The 20,748-nt window shown below is 40.2% G+C and carries 18 protein-coding genes; 16 read left to right on the top strand and 2 right to left on the bottom strand.

Translation table 11 applies throughout. The features are described 5' to 3' along the window. Positions 1-10: 10 nt before the first annotated feature. Together K2W90_05230 and K2W90_05225 are read right to left on the bottom strand one after the other, a co-directional pair. Positions 11-1,345 (bottom strand): hypothetical protein, encoded by a 1,335-nt coding sequence (locus tag K2W90_05230; GenBank protein MBY0353740.1) that lies wholly within the window; start codon positions 1,343-1,345, stop codon positions 11-13. A gap of 43 nt (positions 1,346-1,388) precedes the next feature. After that, positions 1,389-2,327 carry a hypothetical protein gene (locus K2W90_05225; GenBank protein ID MBY0353739.1) on the bottom strand — a complete coding sequence of 313 codons (939 nt, stop codon included), beginning with the start codon at positions 2,325-2,327 and terminating at the stop codon, positions 1,389-1,391. A gap of 188 nt (positions 2,328-2,515) precedes the next feature. On the opposite strand from K2W90_05225, the gene gmd reads away from it, so the two are divergent. From gmd to K2W90_05145, 16 genes are all read left to right on the top strand, one after another. Beyond that, positions 2,516-3,664: a GDP-mannose 4,6-dehydratase gene (gene gmd / locus K2W90_05220; GenBank protein MBY0353738.1), complete on the top strand. Its 1,149-nt coding sequence runs from the start codon at positions 2,516-2,518 to the stop codon at positions 3,662-3,664. A 6-nt stretch (positions 3,665-3,670) separates the two neighbouring features. Next, positions 3,671-4,753, top strand: a complete 1,083-nt coding sequence (locus K2W90_05215) for a GDP-L-fucose synthase (protein ID MBY0353737.1) — start codon at positions 3,671-3,673, stop codon at positions 4,751-4,753. Between the two features lie 32 nt (positions 4,754-4,785). Continuing rightward, positions 4,786-5,778: a UDP-N-acetylglucosamine 4,6-dehydratase (inverting) gene (gene pseB / locus K2W90_05210; GenBank protein ID MBY0353736.1), complete on the top strand. Its 993-nt coding sequence runs from the start codon at positions 4,786-4,788 to the stop codon at positions 5,776-5,778. A 480-nt stretch (positions 5,779-6,258) separates the two neighbouring features. After that, on the top strand, positions 6,259-7,230 hold the full coding sequence (locus K2W90_05205; protein ID MBY0353735.1) for a hypothetical protein: 972 nt from the start codon (positions 6,259-6,261) through the stop codon (positions 7,228-7,230). A 19-nt stretch (positions 7,231-7,249) separates the two neighbouring features. Further along, a complete protein-coding gene (locus K2W90_05200) occupies positions 7,250-8,050 on the top strand; it encodes a sugar phosphate isomerase/epimerase (GenBank protein ID MBY0353734.1) in 801 nt (266 codons plus the stop codon). 10 nt (positions 8,051-8,060) lie between these two features. Beyond that, positions 8,061-8,954, top strand: a complete 894-nt coding sequence (locus K2W90_05195; GenBank protein MBY0353733.1) for a sugar nucleotide-binding protein — start codon at positions 8,061-8,063, stop codon at positions 8,952-8,954. Beyond that, positions 8,938-10,011 carry an N-acetylneuraminate synthase family protein gene (locus K2W90_05190; protein MBY0353732.1) on the top strand — a complete coding sequence of 358 codons (1,074 nt, stop codon included), beginning with the start codon at positions 8,938-8,940 and terminating at the stop codon, positions 10,009-10,011. Before K2W90_05195 ends, K2W90_05190 begins: the two co-directional genes overlap by 17 nt. A 12-nt stretch (positions 10,012-10,023) precedes the next feature. Further along, on the top strand, positions 10,024-10,728 hold the full coding sequence (gene pseF / locus K2W90_05185) for a pseudaminic acid cytidylyltransferase (protein MBY0353731.1): 705 nt from the start codon (positions 10,024-10,026) through the stop codon (positions 10,726-10,728). Continuing rightward, positions 10,729-11,709: a Gfo/Idh/MocA family oxidoreductase gene (locus K2W90_05180; GenBank protein ID MBY0353730.1), complete on the top strand. Its 981-nt coding sequence runs from the start codon at positions 10,729-10,731 to the stop codon at positions 11,707-11,709. Next, a complete protein-coding gene (locus tag K2W90_05175) occupies positions 11,678-12,823 on the top strand; it encodes a hypothetical protein (GenBank protein ID MBY0353729.1) in 1,146 nt (381 codons plus the stop codon). The genes K2W90_05180 and K2W90_05175 overlap by 32 nt, the downstream gene beginning before the upstream one ends. Next, on the top strand, positions 12,816-14,162 hold the full coding sequence (locus K2W90_05170) for a DegT/DnrJ/EryC1/StrS family aminotransferase (GenBank protein ID MBY0353728.1): 1,347 nt from the start codon (positions 12,816-12,818) through the stop codon (positions 14,160-14,162). The genes K2W90_05175 and K2W90_05170 overlap by 8 nt, the downstream gene beginning before the upstream one ends. After that, the gene (locus tag K2W90_05165) at positions 14,159-14,740 is read left to right on the top strand and encodes a GNAT family N-acetyltransferase (protein ID MBY0353727.1); all 582 of its coding nucleotides are present in this window, start codon (positions 14,159-14,161) and stop codon (positions 14,738-14,740) included. The genes K2W90_05170 and K2W90_05165 overlap by 4 nt, the downstream gene beginning before the upstream one ends. Positions 14,741-14,752: 12 nt before the next feature. After that, positions 14,753-15,943 carry an N-acetyl sugar amidotransferase gene (locus K2W90_05160; protein ID MBY0353726.1) on the top strand — a complete coding sequence of 397 codons (1,191 nt, stop codon included), beginning with the start codon at positions 14,753-14,755 and terminating at the stop codon, positions 15,941-15,943. Between the two features lie 14 nt (positions 15,944-15,957). Next, positions 15,958-17,352: an amidase gene (locus K2W90_05155; protein MBY0353725.1), complete on the top strand. Its 1,395-nt coding sequence runs from the start codon at positions 15,958-15,960 to the stop codon at positions 17,350-17,352. Continuing rightward, positions 17,349-19,010, top strand: a complete 1,662-nt coding sequence (locus tag K2W90_05150) for a hypothetical protein (GenBank protein MBY0353724.1) — start codon at positions 17,349-17,351, stop codon at positions 19,008-19,010. Before K2W90_05155 ends, K2W90_05150 begins: the two co-directional genes overlap by 4 nt. A gap of 31 nt (positions 19,011-19,041) precedes the next feature. After that, entirely contained in the window at positions 19,042-20,748 is a 1,707-nt protein-coding gene (locus tag K2W90_05145; GenBank protein MBY0353723.1) for a hypothetical protein, read from the top strand.

Genomic DNA, 20,748 nt, shown 5'->3' with positions numbered 1-20,748 from the left:
TTATTTAAAGCTACGGTTGTGTTGGTGCTAGTGTAGAAGCGGGCTGTTTTTTTGCTGCTTTTCTCGCTGCTTCTGCTGCTATTTCGGCGTTGGCTCGATCTATTGCTGGTTGTTCTGCTGCTCTTTCTTTGTCGTGTTTTGCCTGAGTTTTTGCAATTAATTTCGGATCTCCCGTTTGCCTTGCGCTAAACATTTCGAATTCTCGCCGTGAGGCAGCTTTTTGGCGCAATTCGGCTTCATAATTTCGTTGAAAAAGCTCTTGTGATCTTTGTAGTTTTTGTGGAATTTTGCTTTGTTCTGCAAGTAATCGTTGGTTATATTCTTCATCTTTTTTTCTTTGCTGTTCTTTTGCGAGTGCTGCTGTTGCTGGTGGAGTTGGTGTTACTGGCTGTGAAGCAAGTGAAGGTGGTGTAGTGGGTATGGTTGAATGTGGAGCTGGTTGTGGTTGTGTGATTTTTGGCGTGGATACTTGAGAACCTTGTGGGAATAGCGCTACATAAGATTTTCCTGAAGCCCTTGCTATTCTTTCTGCTTCAAAAACTTTGTCTGAAAGCTTATAGGATTCTCGTCGCAATGTGTTGAATTGCTCATTAAGGCCATTACCCAGTTTTACTTCTGATATCTTTTCCCAAGCGGATATTTCTGCAGGACTAAAACCTTTCATTGGATCAATTTTTTGGTTAATATTTGTAGCCGCTTTTTTTAATAGCGCAGTTTCTTCTGCTGATAAAGTACCAATTTGTTTTTGTTCTTCTGGAGAAAGTTTACCCTCTGCCGCTCGTACTGCCCTATCTCTCACCTTTTGTGAATAAACGCTTCCTTCCTTTTGTACAGCATCGAGTGCTTTTTCTGATTGTAAGCTTAAAGTGCGCATATTTTGTAAATTTTTTTGCCATTCTTGCCGCGCTGTAAAGCGTGCTACTTGCATATCTTTAGTTGCGTTGCCTTGTTTGAGTTCAGTAAGTTCTTGCGGTGAAATTTTTCCAGTTTTAATTGCTTTGTCAAATGCTTGTTTTCCTGCGTAATTTATTTTTTGCTTGGTAATAAATGCCTGTGTTTGATAGAAAGGTTTTTTCCAAAAAGGAGCCGTTGCAGCTTTTCTATTAATATTCGCTAGTTGTTCATGATATTGCACCGAGCGGTCCAACCAGGTTTTTGGGGTTTGAGCTGGTGGTGGTGTTACTGGCCGTGGAGCAGGGCGTGACGTTGGTGGTTGTGATGAGTGTTTTTGTGGTTCCATTGATGCAGGATTTTGCGGTGGTGGAGATGGTCTAAAAAATTTCATGCCCTGTGCATTTGAAGCAACGCATAAAAAAAACAACAATAAAAGACTGGGACGTTTCATTACCGTTTCCTTCCCAAGATAGTTTAATATTAACTAAGTTTATTTATTGAGCAGAGGGTTTTCCAAATAGTTGCTTGCGTTGATCGGCCAATTTTGCTGCTTCAGTTTCTGCGAATCTTTTTTGTTGATTAATGCGTGAAGCTTCCATCTGTTCTTTTTGCAATTCTTTAGAAATAATGCCTTTATTGAGTGAATTTTGGATTAAATTATTTATTTTAAAGTTTTCTTCTCGGGTAAATCCGTCACTAGAAAAATCGTTTTTTTGATATTTTCTCATGATGGCAATATCTTTGTCGCTTGCGAAATCAAGTAAAGTTTTATTTCGTTCTTTATATGAAAGTTGCTGATCTTTTGGAATAGAAGGATTGGTTATACCATCAACATAATTGATGAATTTGGTTATACGATCATTAAGTTTGTTTTTGTATTCAGTCAAGCGTGGGTTATCTTTTATTTTTTGAAGTAACGTAGCTTCGTTTTGTTTAATTTTTGCTAATCTAGCTTCATTTTTTTCGATTGCTTGTAAAACTTCAAGACCTTTTTTTTGTATTGTTGCCGGTGCGCCCTTGAGTTTTTCCATTTCTGTAGAAAATTTAGGATCTATGGTTTGTTTTTTCATGTACGAAGTTGCTCTTCGCTCTTGCCAAAGCGCGATAGGGTTTCTCCAGGTGGGAAATTTATAGGTTGGCGCTTGATAAGACGTTGGTCTTGATTGTGGTGAGGAAGGAGTTGATTGGTGTTGTTGGGGAGCTGTGCTGAATTTTGCTGGAGAATGAGCGGGGCTCATTGGTTGGGCAGAGCGTACCGGGGACGTTGGCATAGAGACAGAGGTTGGTCGAGCTGGTGGCATAGTTGATTGTTGCGAAGTTGGTCTTGGTGGTGGCGTTGGAAAGCCTGGCGGAGGCAGGTGCCCACCTCTCATGCCCTGCACATTTGAAGCAATAGATAAAAAAAACAAAAAAAAGATACTTTGACGTTTCATTGCCGCTTTCCTTCTCAAGATATTTTTTAAAAAAATGAGAACCACTTCAAAAAAATACTCAAAGTAGTCAGCAAAGTTCAAGACATTCAAAAAAATGAGATTTTTTCAATCTGTGCCTCATGGACAACGCCGTGCGATTGCGCTACATTCGAAACAACCAAAAACCATGCATCTGCAAGGAGAGGCTCATGAAGAAAGCATTGATTACCGGTATTACCGGTCAAGACGGTTCGTACCTGGCCGAGTTTTTACTTTCAAAAGGGTACCATGTTCATGGCATCATTCGCCGCGCTTCAAGTTTTAATACACAACGTATCGATCATATTTATCAAGACCCGCATGAAGCGCAGCCCCGCCTTTTTTTGCATTATGGCGATTTAAGCGATGCCGGCGTGCTTACGCAACTGATTTATTCAATTCAGCCCGACGAAGTGTACAACTTGGGCGCTCAGTCGCATGTTAAAGTTTCGTTTGATATGCCAGAATACACGGGCAATGTGACCGGCCTTGGCACCACGCGTTTGCTGGAAGCGCTGCGCCGCAGTGGCAGCACGGCACGTTTTTACCAAGCATCATCATCAGAAATGTTTGGCTCAGCCTGCCCGCCCCAGCACGAAGCAACGGCGTTTGCACCACAAAGTCCGTATGCTGCTGCAAAAGTTTATAGTTATTGGATGACCGTTAATTATCGTGCTTCGTACAATATGTTTGCTTGTAATGGCATTTTATTTAATCACGAAAGTCCGCGCCGTGGCGAGACATTTGTAACGCGCAAAATTACCAGAGCGGTAGCCAACATGCTTGCGGGCAAGCAGCACGTTTTGTATTTGGGCAATCTCGATGCACAGCGCGACTGGGGCTTTGCGCCAGAATATGTTGAAATGATGTGGTTAATGCTGCAAGACGGTAAGCCAGACGATTATGTTGTGGGCACGGGAAGCAGTCATTCTGTTAAAGAATTTGTTGAAAAGGCTTTTGCGTACGCCGGTTTAGAGCTTGAGTGGCGGGGCGAGGGCGTGCTACAAAAAGGTTTAATTAAAAGTTGTACGAGTGCCTGGGCGCGCTTTTTTAAAACGGGCGATGCAATAATCCACATTGACCCGCGTTATTTTAGACCGTGCGAGGTAGATTTTTTACAAGCTGACATTAGCAAAGCGCAAAAAAATTTAGGTTGGCAGCCGCGTGTTTCGTTTGAAGAGCTGGTAAATATTATGGTTGACTATGATTTAAAATTTGCTGATCTTGTACCGGTTGGTGCGGGTATTTCCGCCTGCAAACAAAAAGATTTTTCGTACACAACGCACAATGTTTCATTTCAACAACATACCGTTGGATAGGTACTTATGCAGCATTCTTCAAAAATTTATGTTGCCGGGCATGCTGGGCTTGTTGGCTCAGCGCTCATTAAAACGTTGCAGGGTAAGGGTTACCACAACATTGTCACACGTGCAGTTTATGAGCTTGATTTACGCAGACAAAGTGCGGTAGAGCTTTTTTTTGAGCAAGAACAGCCGGAATATGTTTTTTTAGCAGCAGCCAAAGTGGGCGGCATTCTTGCCAACGAAACCTACAAAGCAGAATTTTTGTACGATAATCTGACGATTGCTACCAACGTTATTCATGCAGCGCATCGCTCTGGTGTTAAAAAATTAATCAATCTTGGCTCTTCGTGCATTTATCCAAAATATGCACCGCAACCACTCAAAGAAGAATATTTATTGTCTGGCCCGCTTGAGCCAACCAATGAGCCGTACGCCGTTGCCAAAATTGCGGCCATAAAATTGTGTCGTTATTATCACGAGCAGTATGGTGCCAATTTTTTTTCGGTTATGCCTACCAATTTGTACGGACCAGGTGACAATTTTAATTTGGAAACATCGCATGTGGTACCGGCTCTCATTCGTAAGTTTCATCTTGCCAAGTTGTTGAGTGCGGGTAAAATGGCAGAGGTTGAGCGCGATTTGCTGATGTATCCGGTTGGCTTTGAAGTGCAAGCGGCAACCTGGGTAGATTTGCTGGGTCAGCTGGGCGTTACTAAAGCGGGTGTAACCCTGTGGGGAAGTGGAACGCCATACCGTGAATTTTTGTATGTGGACGATTTAGCACAAGCGCTCATATTTTTAATGCAAAATCATTCGTACCGCGATGTTGGTGAGCTGTTAAATATTGGTGCTGGTGTTGATATACAAATTACTGATTTGGCGCAGATAGTAAAAAAAGTTGTAGGTTTTAAAGGTGCCATTCATTGGGACAGCACCAAGCCTGATGGCACGCCGCGCAAGCTGCTTGATGTCGCGCGTATTAACAAGCTTGGTTGGCAAGCACGCGTAAGCCTTGAAGAGGGTCTTTTTTCCGCGTACGCTGCTTATAAAAATCCAACGACATTGGTGCATAATATTGTAGCGCAGGCAGAAAAACGCATGTGAGTAGGAATGAAAAAAAAGAGAGAAGGGAAGTTATGAAATCGGCACGTTCATTGTTGGTAACTGGCGGGACAGGCTCTTTTGGTAATGCTTTTATTGAAATTGTTTTACAACGTTATCCAAATCTAGAGCGCATCGTAGTTTTGTCGCGTGATGAATATAAACAATTTATTATGTCCAACAGACCTGAATTTCGTGGCAATAAAAAATTACGTTTTTTTATTGGTGATGTGCGCGACAAAGAGCGCTTGTATCGTGCCTTTGACGGCATTGATATTGTTGTTCATGCTGCCGCTCTCAAGCAAGTGCCGTCGTGCGAATACAACCCTTTTGAAGCAGTAAAAACTAATATTCTTGGTGCGCAAAATGTTATTGATGCGGCAATTGACTGCAAGGTTAAAAAAGTTATTGCATTAAGTACGGACAAAGCCTGTGCGCCCATAAATTTGTATGGTGCTACCAAGCTTTGTTCAGACAAGCTTTTTGTTGCAGGCAATGTGTACAGCGGTGCTTACAAAACGCGTTTTGCTGTGGTGCGCTATGGCAATGTGGCCGGTAGTCGTGGCTCGGTAATTCCCTATTTTCAGCATTTAATTAAATCAGGCGCGCATGAGTTGCCCATTACCGACACGCGCATGACGCGCTTTTGGCTTAAGCTTGAAGATGCGGTAGAAATGGTTTTGCAAGCGTTTGAAATTATGGAAGGCGGCGAGCTTTTTGTAAAAAAAATTCCATCAATGCGCGTGACCGATTTGGTGCAGGCAATTGCGCCGGCAATTTCATTGCGCAATGTTGGCATTCGGCCTGGTGAGAAAATTCATGAAATGATGATAACCAGCGAAGATGCGCGCCATACGTATGAATATGATGATTATTATGTGATAGAGCCTGAATATAAAATAATGGGTGCTACTAGCTCATTGCATAAAAATGCGCGTCCGGTGGCGCCAGATTTTGAGTATCACAGCGGGAATAATAATGAATGGCTTACGGTTGATCAGATGCGCACGATGATTGATTCTTTGTAGTCCCTTCGAGACACCCGTCTTCGCTAATGCTACGTCGGGTACTCGGGCCCTTCGAGACGCACTGCTTGCGCAGCGCTCCTCAGGGCGATCGGGGGAGCTGCGAAGTGTCTCTGAAATTTGAAAAAATGTTACCCCTCCCCGTTTTCCCTGAGGAGCTCGAAGAGCGTCTCGAAGGGTGCCTCGGGTTGATGGGCGGGCCCTTCGAGACACAACTCTGCGAGTTGTTCCTCAGGGAGAACGGGATTTGAAAATGAAATAGGAATTAGAATCATGAAAAGTATAATTAATCGTACTGCTAAGCACCGTGAGCACACAGAGCGCGTAAGCGCGGTTGCAGCGATTCGGTGCGACAAGTGGGTCTTGGGCAACCAGCCCAAGTGCGCCATCCCAAAGGGGTCGCAATACCCCTTTGGAAAAAAACGAGATGTGTTGGAAAATAAAAAACAGAGATTGTAAAAAGATAAAAAATTAAGAAAAATTATGAAAAGTAAAAAAAGTATTTTTTTGAGAATAGTACTTCTCTTTTACACTTGCTTCTGCGCAGCAAACTCTGCCCACGAACAACCCGAACAATTACAATCTCAGCGGGTCTTTGGCCGTTTTGACTTGCAAAAATTGGTAGCGCAAAAACCAAAAATAGAGCTTTCATTATTTAGTCAGCAAGGTAAGCCAAGCGCTTTTTTGCAAGAAGCACTCAAACTTATGGATATTGTTCCCGCTTCAGAAAACATTCTTGATGTTTACGACGCTATAAAACCCTATTTTCATTCGTTTATTTTTGATTACGAAACAGGAAAGCCTCTCAGATATCGCTTCAGCTCGCTTGAAAAAGCACAGGCATTTCTTGAATTTGTGTATGGCAAGCGTCACATTATGCTGCCTGAAAAAAAAGAAGAAGGGGCCGATGCGCTCATGTTTGCACCAACCGAGCAGTCGGCGTTTTTGGGCTTGCGCAGTTTTAAGTTGTTCCGCGATAATGGTTATCAGTGTTCCAAGCTTTATATCTTTATTCTTGATGAAGATTTAATTTGGACAATAAAAGATATGTTTGAAGAGCAATTTTCTGGTGCAATAAAAGATGTCCATGTCGAATTTGTTTTTGTTGGTTACTGCCTAAATTGGTTTAAAGTTTGTTTTGAGCGTTTTCCGTTTTATCGTACGCTTTCAAAGTACTATTATCTTATTGCGCACGGTTCGCTGGCCAACGAAATGAAAGTGCTCGCGCAGTATTGCTTTGCCGGCAATGAACTGTTGGGCGTTGCTGCTGATCCTGAAAAAAAATGGCAAGAGTCGGTTCACTATGAAAATTTACGTACCAAGCTTGGCAAGCTTAATTTTGATGACGATGAAATTATTCATTATTTTGCTTCGCAAGAGGCGCTTTTTGCGGTCTTTGGTGGTGTAGCGCTTGAGACGTTGTTGTACAAGCAGTATTTGAGTCCGGTTAGTTGAGCGAATGGAGAGTTAGAACATGTATAAATTTGGTCTAAAAGTTTGGTCAACTAATGAGCGATATATTAACGATGCAAGAAAACTTTATGAGCAAGGGCTTTATTCGTACATTGAGCTTTATGCAGTTCCTGGCTCATTTGATCGCTATGTTTCTTTATGGACTTCATTAAATATTCCGTTTGTTATTCATGCGCCACATTTTGCGCATGGTCTCAATTTATCTAAAAAAGAATGTGAACAAAGCAATCAAAAGATTTTAAGCGAATCGTTGCGTTGGGCCGATTCTTTGAGTGCGTTATTTGTGGTGGTACATCCTGGCGTTGGTGGAAACATTGAGCAGACAGCTGAGCAATTTAAGAAATTTTTTGATAAACGCATGTTAATTGAAAATAAACCATATCATATCGTACCAGAATTGGGCAATGGCCAGACCGCTGTTGGTTATTTGCCAGAGCATATAAGGGCAGTTATGGAATTTTCTGGTGTTGGTTTTTGCCTTGACGCCGGACATGCTATTTGTGCAGCTAATGCTTTGGGCTACGAACCTTACTATTTTGTTAATCAGTTTAATAAGCTTAAGCCGACTATGTATCACTTGACTGATGGCGATCAAAAGGGTGTTTACGATGTTCACTGGCACTTTGGTGCAGGGACGTTTGATTTGGGTAAAATTTTTTCGATATATCCGACAAATAGTTTGCTAACGATTGAAACTGAAAAAAAATATCAAGACAGCTTGGCTGATTTTGAGCAAGATGTTGCTTTTTTAAAAACGATAGAAAAGAAGCTATTTGCCAACGGTATGCAGATGGTTGGGTGAGGACGTTGTAATGCGATTATTAGTTTTAGGTTCAACGGGTATGTTGGGTCAAGCTCTTATGAAAGAAGCAAAAGATCGTAATCTTGAAGCTTTGGGTATGGCAGATTCGGGTTGTGCAGACGTTCTTTTTGATATTTGCGATGATGCCAAACTGACTAAATTAATTGATGACTATCGGCCTACTACAATAATTAATACCGTAGCTCTAGTAAATTTGGGAGTATGCGAGCAAGACCCTGGCCTTGCGTACCGGGTTAACACGCGGCCTGCCGGAATTTTGGCAAATGTGTGCCGTAAGTATGCTATTCGCTTAATTCATATTTCTACCGATCATTATTACACTGGCGGGATTGACAGTAAGCACGATGAAAACGGAAAAATAGTCTTGCTTAATGAGTATGCTAGAACCAAATATTTAGCCGAGTGTTTGGCTTTAGCATATGATAATGCGCTTGTTGTACGAACAAATATTGTTGGCTTTCGTCAGCAGCCAAATAGCCCTACCTTTGTTGAGTGGGCGCTTAAGGTTATACAAAATGACGAACCATGCGTTCTTTTTGATGATTTTTATACTTCAAGTATTGATGTTGCCCAATTTTCAAAAGTGTTGTTTGACCTTTTAAACAATAATGTTTCTGGTGTTATTAATCTTGCTTGTAGAGATGTTTCAAGTAAAAAAGATTTTATTTTGGGTTTATCAACCGGTCTTGGAAAATCTCTTACCAAAGCAACTATTGGTAGCGTTATTAAAAGTTCGTATCAGGGGGTTGTTCGTGCCGAAAGTCTTGGTTTAGATGTTGGCCGGGCAGAAGAAATTCTTGGTTATCAATTACCAACCAAAGATGCCGTACTCAAAAGTTTAATTATGCAAGCTACAAGGAAATTTGATGAAATACGACAATAAATTTTTTGTTGATGATCGCGAAGTTTCGGCTACTGCTCCTACCTATTTTATAGCGGACATTGCAGCAAATCATGATGGCGATCTCTCTCGAGCAAAAGATTTAATTTATTTAGCCAAAGAGGCTGGTGCAGATGTTGCAAAATTTCAACACTTCATAGCCGATGGTATTGTGAGTGATTATGGTTTTAAGAGCTTGGGTCGCCAACTTAGTCATCAAGCTACCTGGAAAAAAACTGTTTTTGAAACGTATCAAGAAAATGAATGTCGTCGTGAATGGACTGAAGAGTTAGTAAAAACTGCGCATGACGCAAAGATAACTGTTTTTACGGCGCCGTATGATTATGATGCGGTAGATTTGTGGGACAAGTATGCTCCAGCTTTTAAAATTGGTTCTGGTGATGTGACGTGGACACCTTTTATTGAAACTATCGCAAAAAAAAATAAGCCTGTTTTTTTGGCAACGGGTGCCTCTTGCATGGAAGAAGTTGAACGTGCTGTTACTGCTGTTATAAAGCACAACAAAAAAATTGTTTTGATGCAGTGCAATACTAATTACACAGCCTCTTTAGAAAATTTTAAGTATATCAATCTTAATGTTCTAAAAACGTATGCGCATACGTTTCCTGGCATGATTTTGGGACTTTCAGATCACACGCCTGGCCATGCAACGGTACTGGGTGCGGTGGCACTTGGTGCTCGCGTTATTGAAAAGCATTTTACTGATGATAACAACAGAATTGGCCCCGACCATCTATTTTCAATGAGTCCGGTAGCCTGGCGGGATATGGTTGATAGAACCAGAGAGTTAGAATATGCCCTTGGTGATGGCGTGAAGCGCGTTGAAGCAAATGAGCAAGAATCGGTTGTTTTACAACGTCGGTGCATTCGCTTTAAGCGTGATATGGCAGCTGGCGAAATAATTACCGAGCATGATGTTGAATATTTGCGCCCAGCTCCTCAAGATGCCTTTAGTCCCTGGGAAAAAGATACAGTTTTAGGCAAGTCTTTAAAGGTTGCTAAGGTTTGTGGTGATGGTTTATTACACGCAGATTTATAAGGGAGTTGTGTGATGAATAATCACTCATGTGTTGCTATTATTCCTGCTCGTGGCGGTAGTAAGCGTATTCCAAGAAAAAATATAAAATCTTTTTTGGGCCAGCCGATTATAAGCTATTCAATTCAGGCTGCGTTGCAAGCAGGCTGTTTTGATGAAGTTATGGTTTCTACTGATGATGTGGAAATTGCAGACATTGCAAAAAATGTGGGAGCTCAGGTTCCCTTTATTCGTTCGGCGTCTAATGCCGATGATCATGCAATGTTGGCCGATGTTATTGAAGAGGTCTTGCTTGAGTATCACAAGCAAGGCAAGAACTTTACCTATTTTTGCTGCATATTGCCAACAGCACCGTTTGTTTCTGCGCAACGCTTGAAAGAGGGCTTTGCCATGCTTACTGAATCGAAAGTTGATTCAGTAGTGCCGGTGGTGCGGTTTAGCTATCCGGTTCAGCGAGCCGTGCGGGTTGACGATGACAAATTAAGTATGTTGTGGCCAGAAAATTATAATAAACGTTCGCAAGATCTAGAACCTGTTTATCATGATTGTGGGCAGTTTTACTTCATGAAATCGCAAAGTCTTCTCGAGCAAAAACAGTTGTTTGCCAAAAATACTATGGCAATAAAGCTTTCTGAGCTTGAAGTGCAAGACATTGATTCGCTTGAAGATTGGAAAATTGCAGAACTAAAATACAAAGTTATTAATAATCTTGTTGGATAAATGAAGTATCGAGTTTTAATTATTGGCGCTGGCCGGATAGGTGCTTTTTTTGATTCTCCCAGCGACAGTCATATTATTACCCACGCGCATGCGTTTTCTCAGCATCCAGCTTTTGAGCTAGTTGGTTTTGTTGATGCTGACATTGACTGTGCCAAGCAAGCTGCCCAGCGGTGGAGTACGCAATTTTTTGCCTCACTTGAGCAAGCCTTTTCGGTGCGTAGTATCGACGTTGTGTGTGTTGCAACGCCAGATCAAACGCATTATGATATTCTTCAGCAACTTGCACGCTATCCCGTTAGACTTGTTTTTGCTGAAAAGCCGCTCACCAAAACGCTTGAGCAGGCGTATAAGATTAGGCAATTGTATACGCAGGCAGGTATTCCCATTTTAGTTAATTATTCGCGGCGTTTTGTACCTGAGTTTCATGAAATGCGGCGGCGAGTGCACGCTGGAGAATTTGGGCGTTTTATTGCCGGTACGGGGTATTATGGCAAGGGCTTCTTGCACAACGGTTCGCACATGCTTGATTTTGTGAGGTTTTTGTTGGGGGACATAACTTCGGTTGATTGCATACAAAAAGTTTTTGATTATTATGACGATGACCCCAGCGTTATGGGAAAATTGCACTTGGCAGATTATGATGCATTGTTTTTTTTACAACCAGTTGATTGCCGTTTGTTTACCATTTTTGAAATGGATTTTTTGTTTGAAAAGAGACGGGTGCGTATTGTAGACAGCGGCTTTTGTATTGAAGAATATGCCGTTTTGCCAAGTACGCTTTTTCAAGGCTATTCAAATCTTGTGCTTACGAATAAGCAGTCTTCTTCGTTGGCGCAGGCTTTATATGGTGCTGCCGATAACATTGCTCATTTTTTGACTTGCCAACAACGTTTATCTTGTACGCTTGATGATGCTTATGCTGTTATGAAGTTGTGTACGCAGGATTCCCATGCAAAAGAAAATACTCCTCTTCGCGCATGACCCTGGTGGGGCAAATACCATTATTCCTTTAATCGATCTTCTGAAAAAAAAATACGAAATAGTGCTTTTTGGCAAGAACATGGCGCTCAAGCGCTATCAAGAATTTGGTTATAGCGGTAAGAATATAGCTGCTGTTATTTCTGATTTTACCCAGCAAGCGGTAACCGATTTTTTGTCTGAGGAAATGCCAGATGTGGTGGTAACGGGTACCAGTGCAACAGATAAAACAGAAAAATATCTTTGGCGTTCTTGCGAAAAGCTTACTATTCCTTCTTGTGCCATACTTGACCAGTGGATGAATTATGGTGTTCGCTTTTCTGCCTATAGCATTGACCAAATTGAGGCTTACCTAGGTCATAAAACGCATGCGTATGTGCCATCAAAAATTTGTGTGATGGACGATTATGCACGCGAGCAAACATTGGCAGAAGGCATTGCGGGTAGCCGTGTTATAGTTACTGGTCAGCCATATTTTGATCTTGTTCAGGAGAGAAAAAAAACATTATCGCATGATCATATTGTGGCATTAAGAAAATCTTTGTATGGTGAGGTAGACATACTTATTACCTTTGCATCAGAGCCTCTTTCTCTTGTTTATAAAGATACTGATTATTTGGGTTATACTGAGCAAATAATTTTACAACAAATACTTGATGTATTGACTGTTCTTGCTCAATGTACTCAGAAAAAAATTGTTTTGGTAATACGGCCACACCCCAAAGAAGACCTGCTGTACTACCATAATCTTGTTGTATTGCCAAATACGCCGTTCTTGAGAGTGGTCGTTGACAATGCTGTTCCGGGTGCGCAAGCGATGTTGATGTCTGATGTGGTGTGTGGGATGTCTTCAATGTTTCTTTTGGAAGCTGCTTTGCTTAATATACCTATTTTGAGTGTGCAAATAGGCCTTAAGACTGAAGATCCTTTTATTCTTTCTCGTCGTAATTTTATAAAAACGATCTTGGATAAAACAGAATTATTCGCTACATTACAGGCAGTAGTAATGTATCAGAGAGCCATGTCTGTGACTGGTTTTTTGGTTATTCAACAAGCAGCAAAAAATGTTGCGCGTGTTATAGATTCGTTGCTCTGGGGAGAGATGAGAGATGAATGACGTTCAAACATTGCAAAAAATAAAAGAATATAAAGCGATATCGCCATTGGCTGTGCATGGTGGTCAAAAAATCCGAACAAAAAAATTTCCTCCTTACCACTTGATTGATCAAGAGGTTGAAAATGCTGTTGTGAAAGTTTTACGATCCGGTGTACTTTCTCGCTACCTTGGCGCATGGCATCAAGATTTTTATGGAGGTCCACAAGTTCGTGCTTTTGAAGAAGCGTGGGCGGCTCATTTTGGTGTTAAGCATGCTATAGCAGTTAACTCTGCGACTTCTGGCTTGTATGCTGCGGTTGGTGCTGCTGGCATTGAACCGGGTGATGAAATTATCGTAACACCGTTCAGTATGTCTGCTTCTGCTGTGGCACCGTTGGTGTACCATGCAATACCTGTTTTTGCTGACATAGAAAAAGATTATTTTTGTCTCGATATTGCATCAATTGAGCAACGCATTACGCCGCGCACTAAAGCAATTGTTATTGTTGATCTTTTTGGTTTGCCTTACGACGCTCTGGCAGTTAATGAGCTTGCACGTAAACATAAGTTGCTGGTGATTGAAGATTGTGCCCAGGCACCAGGTGCTTTATATAAAAACAAAAGTGCTGGTACATTGGGTGATATGGGCGTTTATTCGCTTAATTATCACAAGCATATTCACACTGGTGAGGGTGGAGTGGTAGTAACTGATAACGACGAATTGGCAGAGCGGTTGCGGCTTATTCGTAACCATGCTGAAGCAGTGATTGATGCCAAAGGTGATGCGCATTTTACCAATATGATTGGTTTTAATTATCGCCTAACGGAAATGCAGGCAGTTATAGGGCTTGCTTTGCTCAAGCATTTAAAGCCGCTTGTTCAAGCGCGTGTAGAAAATGTTACTTATTTAGAAAAAAAACTGGCAGCTATTCCTGCTTTAACAATGCCAAAGGTTCGTCAGGATTGCACGCATGCCTATTATCTTCACGCTATAAAATTTGACGAGTTGTTGGCTGGAATTTCTCGCGATGCATTTGTTAATGCGGTAAAAGCAGAACTTGAGGTGACGGAGTGGCGCGAAACCGAAGGCGTTAAAGTTAACGCTGGGTATGTTAAGCCGCTGTACCTTCAATCGATATATCAAAAAAAACAGGTGTATGGAACTTCGCATTATCCATGGACTTTGCAACCACAAGGGGGTGAAGCTTCTTATGTTCCGGGCATATGTCCAGTTACTGAGCGCATGCACAACCACGAGCTGATTGTTCATGAACTTATGCGTCCTGGTATGACCAAACAGGATTTAGATGATGTTGTTCGAGCATTTGAAAAAGTTTGGGAAAATAGAAAATTATTATGAATGCACCGTTTTTAATTGGCGAAAAAATTTATTTACGAGCGCTTTGTCAGCAAGATCTAGAAGATGATTATATTGCTTGGCTTAACGATGCTGATGTGTGTCGTTTTAATTCGCATCACGTTTTTCCTTATGGGAAAAAAGCAGCACAGAGTTTTCTTGATATGGTCACAGATAATCCAGCTTTTTTGGTATGTGCTATTGTTCGTAAAGATAATGATAAGCATATTGGGAATATTGCTCTACAAAATATTAATTATATTAGTAGAAATGCTGAATATGCCATTATTTTGGGTGATAAAAATTCATGGGGACAAGGTTATGCTAAAGAAGCTTCGATTATGCTTTTGAAGCATGGTTTTTTGGAACTTAATTTGCACAGAGTGCATTGTGGAACGTCTGTTCGCAATATTGCCATGCAAAAACTTGCCCATTATATGGTAATGAAAGAAGAAGGTCTTCGAAGGCAAGCTCTGTTTAAGCATGGAGAGTTTGTTGATATTCTTGAATATGGTCTACTGCGTGAAGAATTTCTTGCAAAGTTTAATCAACCAGCAGTGCAGAGCGCTACTGTTTTTTAGAAAGAAAAAATTATGAACGAACAAAATAGTACTCCTCCGTTCCAACATTTACAATATTGCGTTCGCTGTTGCATTCCAGAAACGCAAGAAGGCGTTGATTTTGATGAGATGGGTATTTGCCAGGCCTGTCGTTCATCTGAAGAGAAAATGCACATTAATTGGGCGGAGCGTGAAAAAGATTTAAGAGCAATCTTAGAAGATGCAAAAGCAAAATCTGGCGATAACTACGATTGCATAATTCCTATCAGTGGTGGTAAAGATAGCACTTTTCAGCTTCATGTCCTCACAAAAGTTTATGGTATGAAGCCTTTGGCTGTTACGTTTAGCCACAATTGGTTCAGTGGTACGGGCATGTACAACCTTTTGAATTCGCTTGAAAAATTTAATGTTGATCACATTATGTTTACGCCAAATCGCAGCTTGGTAAACCGTACTGCTCGTCGCTCGCTTGAAGCTATTGGTGATGCGTGTTGGCATTGTCATGCCGGTGTTGGTGCATTTCCTTTGCAAGTAGCCGTTGCATACAAAATACCACTGCTTATTTGGGGTGAGTCGATATCTGAGTCGTCTGGACGCGCTTCATACAAATGTAAGCGTTTGCAGTTTGATAAAGATTATTTTCTTTCTGTTTCTGCTAAGCGCAAACCAGAAGAAATGGTGTGTGATTATTTGACCATGAAAGATATGGCGCCGTTCAAAAATCCAACACCAGAAGAATGCTTAAAAGTTGGTGTTCATGGTATTCATTTGGGAGACTATATTTTTTGGGATGATGAGCGCCAAATGGAATTTGTGCGTGACAACTACGCTTGGAAAGAAACTAATATTGACGGTACGTATAAGCGTTATAAAAGTGCTGAGTGTATTATGCCAGGTGTTCATGACTTTACGTGCTATCTCAAGCGTGGCTATGGCCGTGGAACTTTTCATGCCAGTGTAGATGTGCGAGCAGGTCTTTTAACGCGTGAAGAGGGTTTTGAGCTGGCAAAAAAACATGATTCGCTCAGGCCCGATGCGCTTGATTATTACCTAAAAATTACCGGCCTAACTGAAGATGAATTTCATAAAATTATGGAAGGTCATCGCTTAAAAAAACTGGGGAAAATTGCTATGCCAATTCATTTTAAAAACAAAGAGCATAGGAAATCGGTGAAGCCTTTTGTGGAAGAATTGATTGAAAAAACCAACAAAGAAAATATTTAGAACTGGTGGTTACCATGCAACATGGTTTTTTTTTAGATTATAGTATTCAGCAAACGCTTCAGGCATATCGGGATAATCTTTTAGATCCTGTTTATGTTGCTGAATCAATTATTAGTTTTGTGCAAAGTACTGACACAACGTTGCATGCTTGGGAACACTTTGATGCAGAATATTTTTTGCAACAAGCTTACTTGGCGCGAGAAAATATTCAAAAAGGATACTCAAGACCGTTTGAAGGCATTCCGGTTGGTATAAAAGATATTATTAATACAACTCGTTTTCAGACGCAAATGGGGAGTGCTTTGTGGCAAGGATTTTTTCCAGGAAATGATGCGCGTGTTGTGTACCATGTTGAGCGATCTGGTGGCATAATCCCAGGCAAAACATCATCGGCTGAATTTGGTGTTCATGCGTTGAGTGAAACAAAAAATCCCCACAATTTTGCTGTTTCTCCGGGAACTTCTTCAAGCGGCTCTGCCGTTGCTGTGGCAACAGGTATGCTTCCAGTTGCGCTTGGTACGCAGACGGCAGGCTCAATTGTCAGGCCAGCAAGCTTTTGTGGTGTTTATGGTGTAAAGCCATCTTTTGGGCTTATTCCGCGTACTGGTATTTTAAAGACGACTGATACGTTGGATTCTGTAGGTTTTTTTGTGAGTCATGCGCAAGATTTGGCTCATGTTTTAAATGCGCTCAGAGTTTCTGGTAAAGATTATCCATTTATTTATGAAGCCTTGGATAATTATTGTGTACCGAAAGGGCCTCGGAGTCGGCCATGGCGTGTAGGTTTTGTGCGTACGCACACGTGGAATTATGCTTACAATTATGCTCAAGAGGCTATGATTGATTGGGTCCAAAAACTAGCTGGGGGGCATGAGGTTTCTGTTGAAGAAATTCAATTGCCCGAGCAGTTGAACAAAGCTCATGACATTCACCGAATAATTTATAACAGATCACTTGCTTACTATTTTCAAGAAGAGTTTAAACAAAAAGAATCAGTATCTGAAAGAATGGTTGAGCTCATTGAAGATGGCTTAACAATTATTTCTCAAGATTATCAGCAAGCTTTAGTTCAACAGCGTGAAATGGTTAGTTTGGTTGATTCGGTCTTTGAAAAGTATGATGTACTTGTTTCGCTAAGTACTGCTGGCCAAGCGCCGTTGCGTTATGAAATAGAGTTGCCAGATCCTGCGTTGATGTGGACTATGACGTATGTTCCTGTTGTGAGTGCACCTGTTTTTACCGCGCCTTCAGGGTTGCCTTTTGGTGTTCAGCTGATTGCGCGTCGTTATCAAGATCTTCATTTATTCACTTTTATTGACCATCTTATTGCATTAAATTTGTTGCCGGTTTCAACAAATCCAATACTTAAAAAAAATAAAAGAGCTGACTATGTTGAGGCTTCTTTATGATTTTTAGCAAGTTTTTGGGGCTTAAGAAGAAGGCATCTGTTTTTTTGCGTGATTATCAGGAGCAAAAATACAAACGAAATCAGATAGCAAATCTTTACAAGAGTTCTTTGGCAATACCTGTTACACAAAAAGCTGACCGAGTACTTTTTTGGGTTACTGGTGGTATGTCGTTGTTGCTTAATATTGAAGGTGCTGTTGCTCTTGCTCTTCGTCTTCGTGGCGTAAATGTTCATTTAGTTATTTGTGATGGTACATTGCCCGCGTGCGTGCGGCGTGAAGTTGTCCAAGACTATCAATGTTCAAAAAAAGAAAAACGATGCAGTAATTGCAAACAATCATGTGCAGCGGTACTTGATTCGCTTGGTCTGCCGTATTCATTTGTTGGAGATTTTATTACTCATGATGATCGAGCTTTTCTTTTTCGCCAAGCGCAGGCCGTTACTTGGGAAACGGTGGGTACTTTGGTATATGAGGGGGTAAATATTGGGAAAAATATTTTATCAGCGCTTATCCGTTATTCTCGTGGGCATGATATTAAGGAACGTACTGATGTTTTATTGGATTATACGTATGCGGGGTTGCTTGTTGCTGCAGCGTCTCGTGCTGCAATAAAACAGTATCAACCAAAACAACTGTTTATGTCTCATGGGACTTATGTTGATTGGGGTCCGGCGTTACATAATGCATTGTCGCAAAATATTCCCGTTACTGCTTGGATGTCTTCATATATGCCCTATCAATTTTATTTTAAGCAGATTACTAGTGAGCCTATCGATTTTTATAGCATTAGTACTCAAGCCTGGCAGCAACGAAAATCTGTTCCTTTGATTGAAGTTGAAAAAAAACGCTTGGATCAATTTTTGTCGAATCGCTATAAGAAACAAATAAGTTTTGATATGAAGTCATTTGGCGTCTACCAAGATGATATTCAAGTGTTAAAAGAACATTATAAAATAGATCCAAACAAGCCAGTTTGGGGTATTTTTTGTCATATTAATTGGGATAATGTTGGTGATTATGTTCCAATGCCGTATGAAAATTTTAATGAGTGGATTTTTGATACAATAGTTCAAATTAGTTCTATTGAAGATGTAACATGGTTAATAAAAATTCATCCTGCCGAAGTGTGGGAAAACCCGCAGAGTGGTCTTGAGCAATTTATTAACAAAAATTTTCCATTATTGCCAAAGCATATAAAGATAATTTCTATGCATGACGAAATAAGTCCCCTTAATTTTTATCAACTCATTGATGGAGCTGTTACGGTTTGTGGAACTGCTGGGCTTGAAATTTTATTAATGGGTAAGCCTGTTATTCTTGTTGGTCAAGCTCATTATGGTCAGAAGGGATTCACGTACGATTCGTTTAACAAAAAAGATTATCATGATTTTTTAAGACGTGTTGTACACATGCCTTTACTTACCGATTATGAAAGAAATTTAGCGTGTCAATATGCCTATTGCTTTTTTTTACAACGTCAAATTCCTTTTGATATTGTAGAACATTCAAAAAATCGTTATTTCCGCTTTGATCAAGTTGATATGCTTTTGCCTGGAAATAACGATTTTATCGATTTTATTTGTGATGGTATTATGGCTGGACGTGATTTTGTAATGAGTGATACCTTGGTTGAAAAATGGTGCAAGTTATTTGAGTAATAATGTAAAAAAAGAGTAGTAAGAGAGAGTAATGTTTGGACTAAAAAATACTGTTTTGAATGCAAGTAAAAGAATTAGGCAATTTTTTCGCAGTCGAAAACGTTGTGAATTACGAAGAAAAATTCATAAAATTAATGAACAGGTTGATGCATTAGTAAGTAGTATGCCAACAGAACAGGTGCAGCAAAAAATTTTATTTGCGCTTTCATTTTCTTTCTGTGAAGTCAATCGTATTCACGATTGGATGTTGGCTCAAGCCCTTAGATTGCGAGGCGTAAAAATTATACCTTTGATTGAAGGTAGGGTTCAGGAAGGCGAGACCAGTGTAATGGGTGGCATTTGGGGCAGTTATAACGGCGATCCTGAGCATGATCGAGAACAATTTGAAAAAAATAGTAAACTTATTCAAGATGCGGATGATGAATTATGGCACAAGTGGCTTAATATTATTCCTTTGGAGTTAAGTCACTATATCTCTGAAAATCAAAAAAAAGTTATTCGAGAAATGTGCCAAAACTATAGTCTTATTGACTACGCATACTGGGAATATGATGCTATGCCTGTTGGAAAATGGATTGTGGATATTATTAAAAATAATGAACTTGTTGGTGATATTCAATGTGTTAACGATTATAAGAAAAAATTAAAAGCATATTTATTTAATATTATTCTGATGATCGAAGCTTTAAAAAAAGCAATTGACGATATAGCGCCTGATGTTATCTACTCGAATGGTAGTTTTTATTATCCATGGTCTATTATTAAGATAATAGCGGCTAGAAAAAATATTCCATATTTTAATTCAACTATTGGTTATGTACGTAATACCTGGTGTTATAATTTTAATGCGGATGTTGTGCCCACTGATTTTTCAAGTGTATGGGAAGGTTGGCGAGATAGAGAACTTCTCGAAAAGGAAAAGACTCTTATTGAAGAATATTTGAAGAAAGGGAAGACTGGCGTTAATATGAACGTTAATACAGCAAATCCTTCTTCTTGTGTGAAAAAAGTCGTGCAACAATCATTGAGTCATATTGATTTTTCTAAACCAACATATCTATTGCCGATTAATATCATATGGGATGCCGCTGCTTTAGAAGTGCCTAAAGCCTTTGGGTCAATGCCAAGCTGGCTTGAGAAGGTAATTGAGTTTTTTAAGAAAAAGCCAGAGTATAACTTGATCCTAAAAACGCATCCTGGAGAATGGAATAAATATTTTCCTGTAACGCGGCAGGGAATGTACGATTTTTGTTTAGGTTTAAACTTAACGAGCAATATTGTTTGTTTAAGGCCAGATACTAATATTCAGGCATATGATTTATTTGATTATATTACTGCGGGATTGGTTTTTACTACAACACTTGGTATTGAAATGGCTTGCGCAGGGGTGCCGGTTGTAACGCTTGGTCACGCTCCATATTCACAAAAGGGGTTTACGTATGACCCCAAAAATTATGAAGAATATTTTTCTTTGTTAGAAGATTTAGCTAGAAATTTGATAACTTCTCAAGAACGCTTTAATAACCAGCAGCAGGCAAGAAAATTTCTTTATTTGTACCACTTTGTTTATTCAATAAAATTCGATCTTTTTAATTATTCATTAACAGATCATAACGTTTTGAATTTTTCAGGCGCTGATGCTTTGAAACCAGGTAATAATAAGATGTTTGATTATGTTTGTGATTCGATAATAAATCATAAACCAATTATTTCTGCAGATTGTTGGCCTAATTTTTAG

Source organism: Candidatus Babeliales bacterium (assembly GCA_019749895.1).
In the GTDB taxonomy this organism is placed as follows: Bacteria; Babelota; Babeliae; order Babelales; family RVW-14; genus AaIE-18.
The sequence above is the reverse complement of the archived record's forward strand: the minus strand, read 5'-3'. Positions and strand labels throughout refer to the sequence as shown.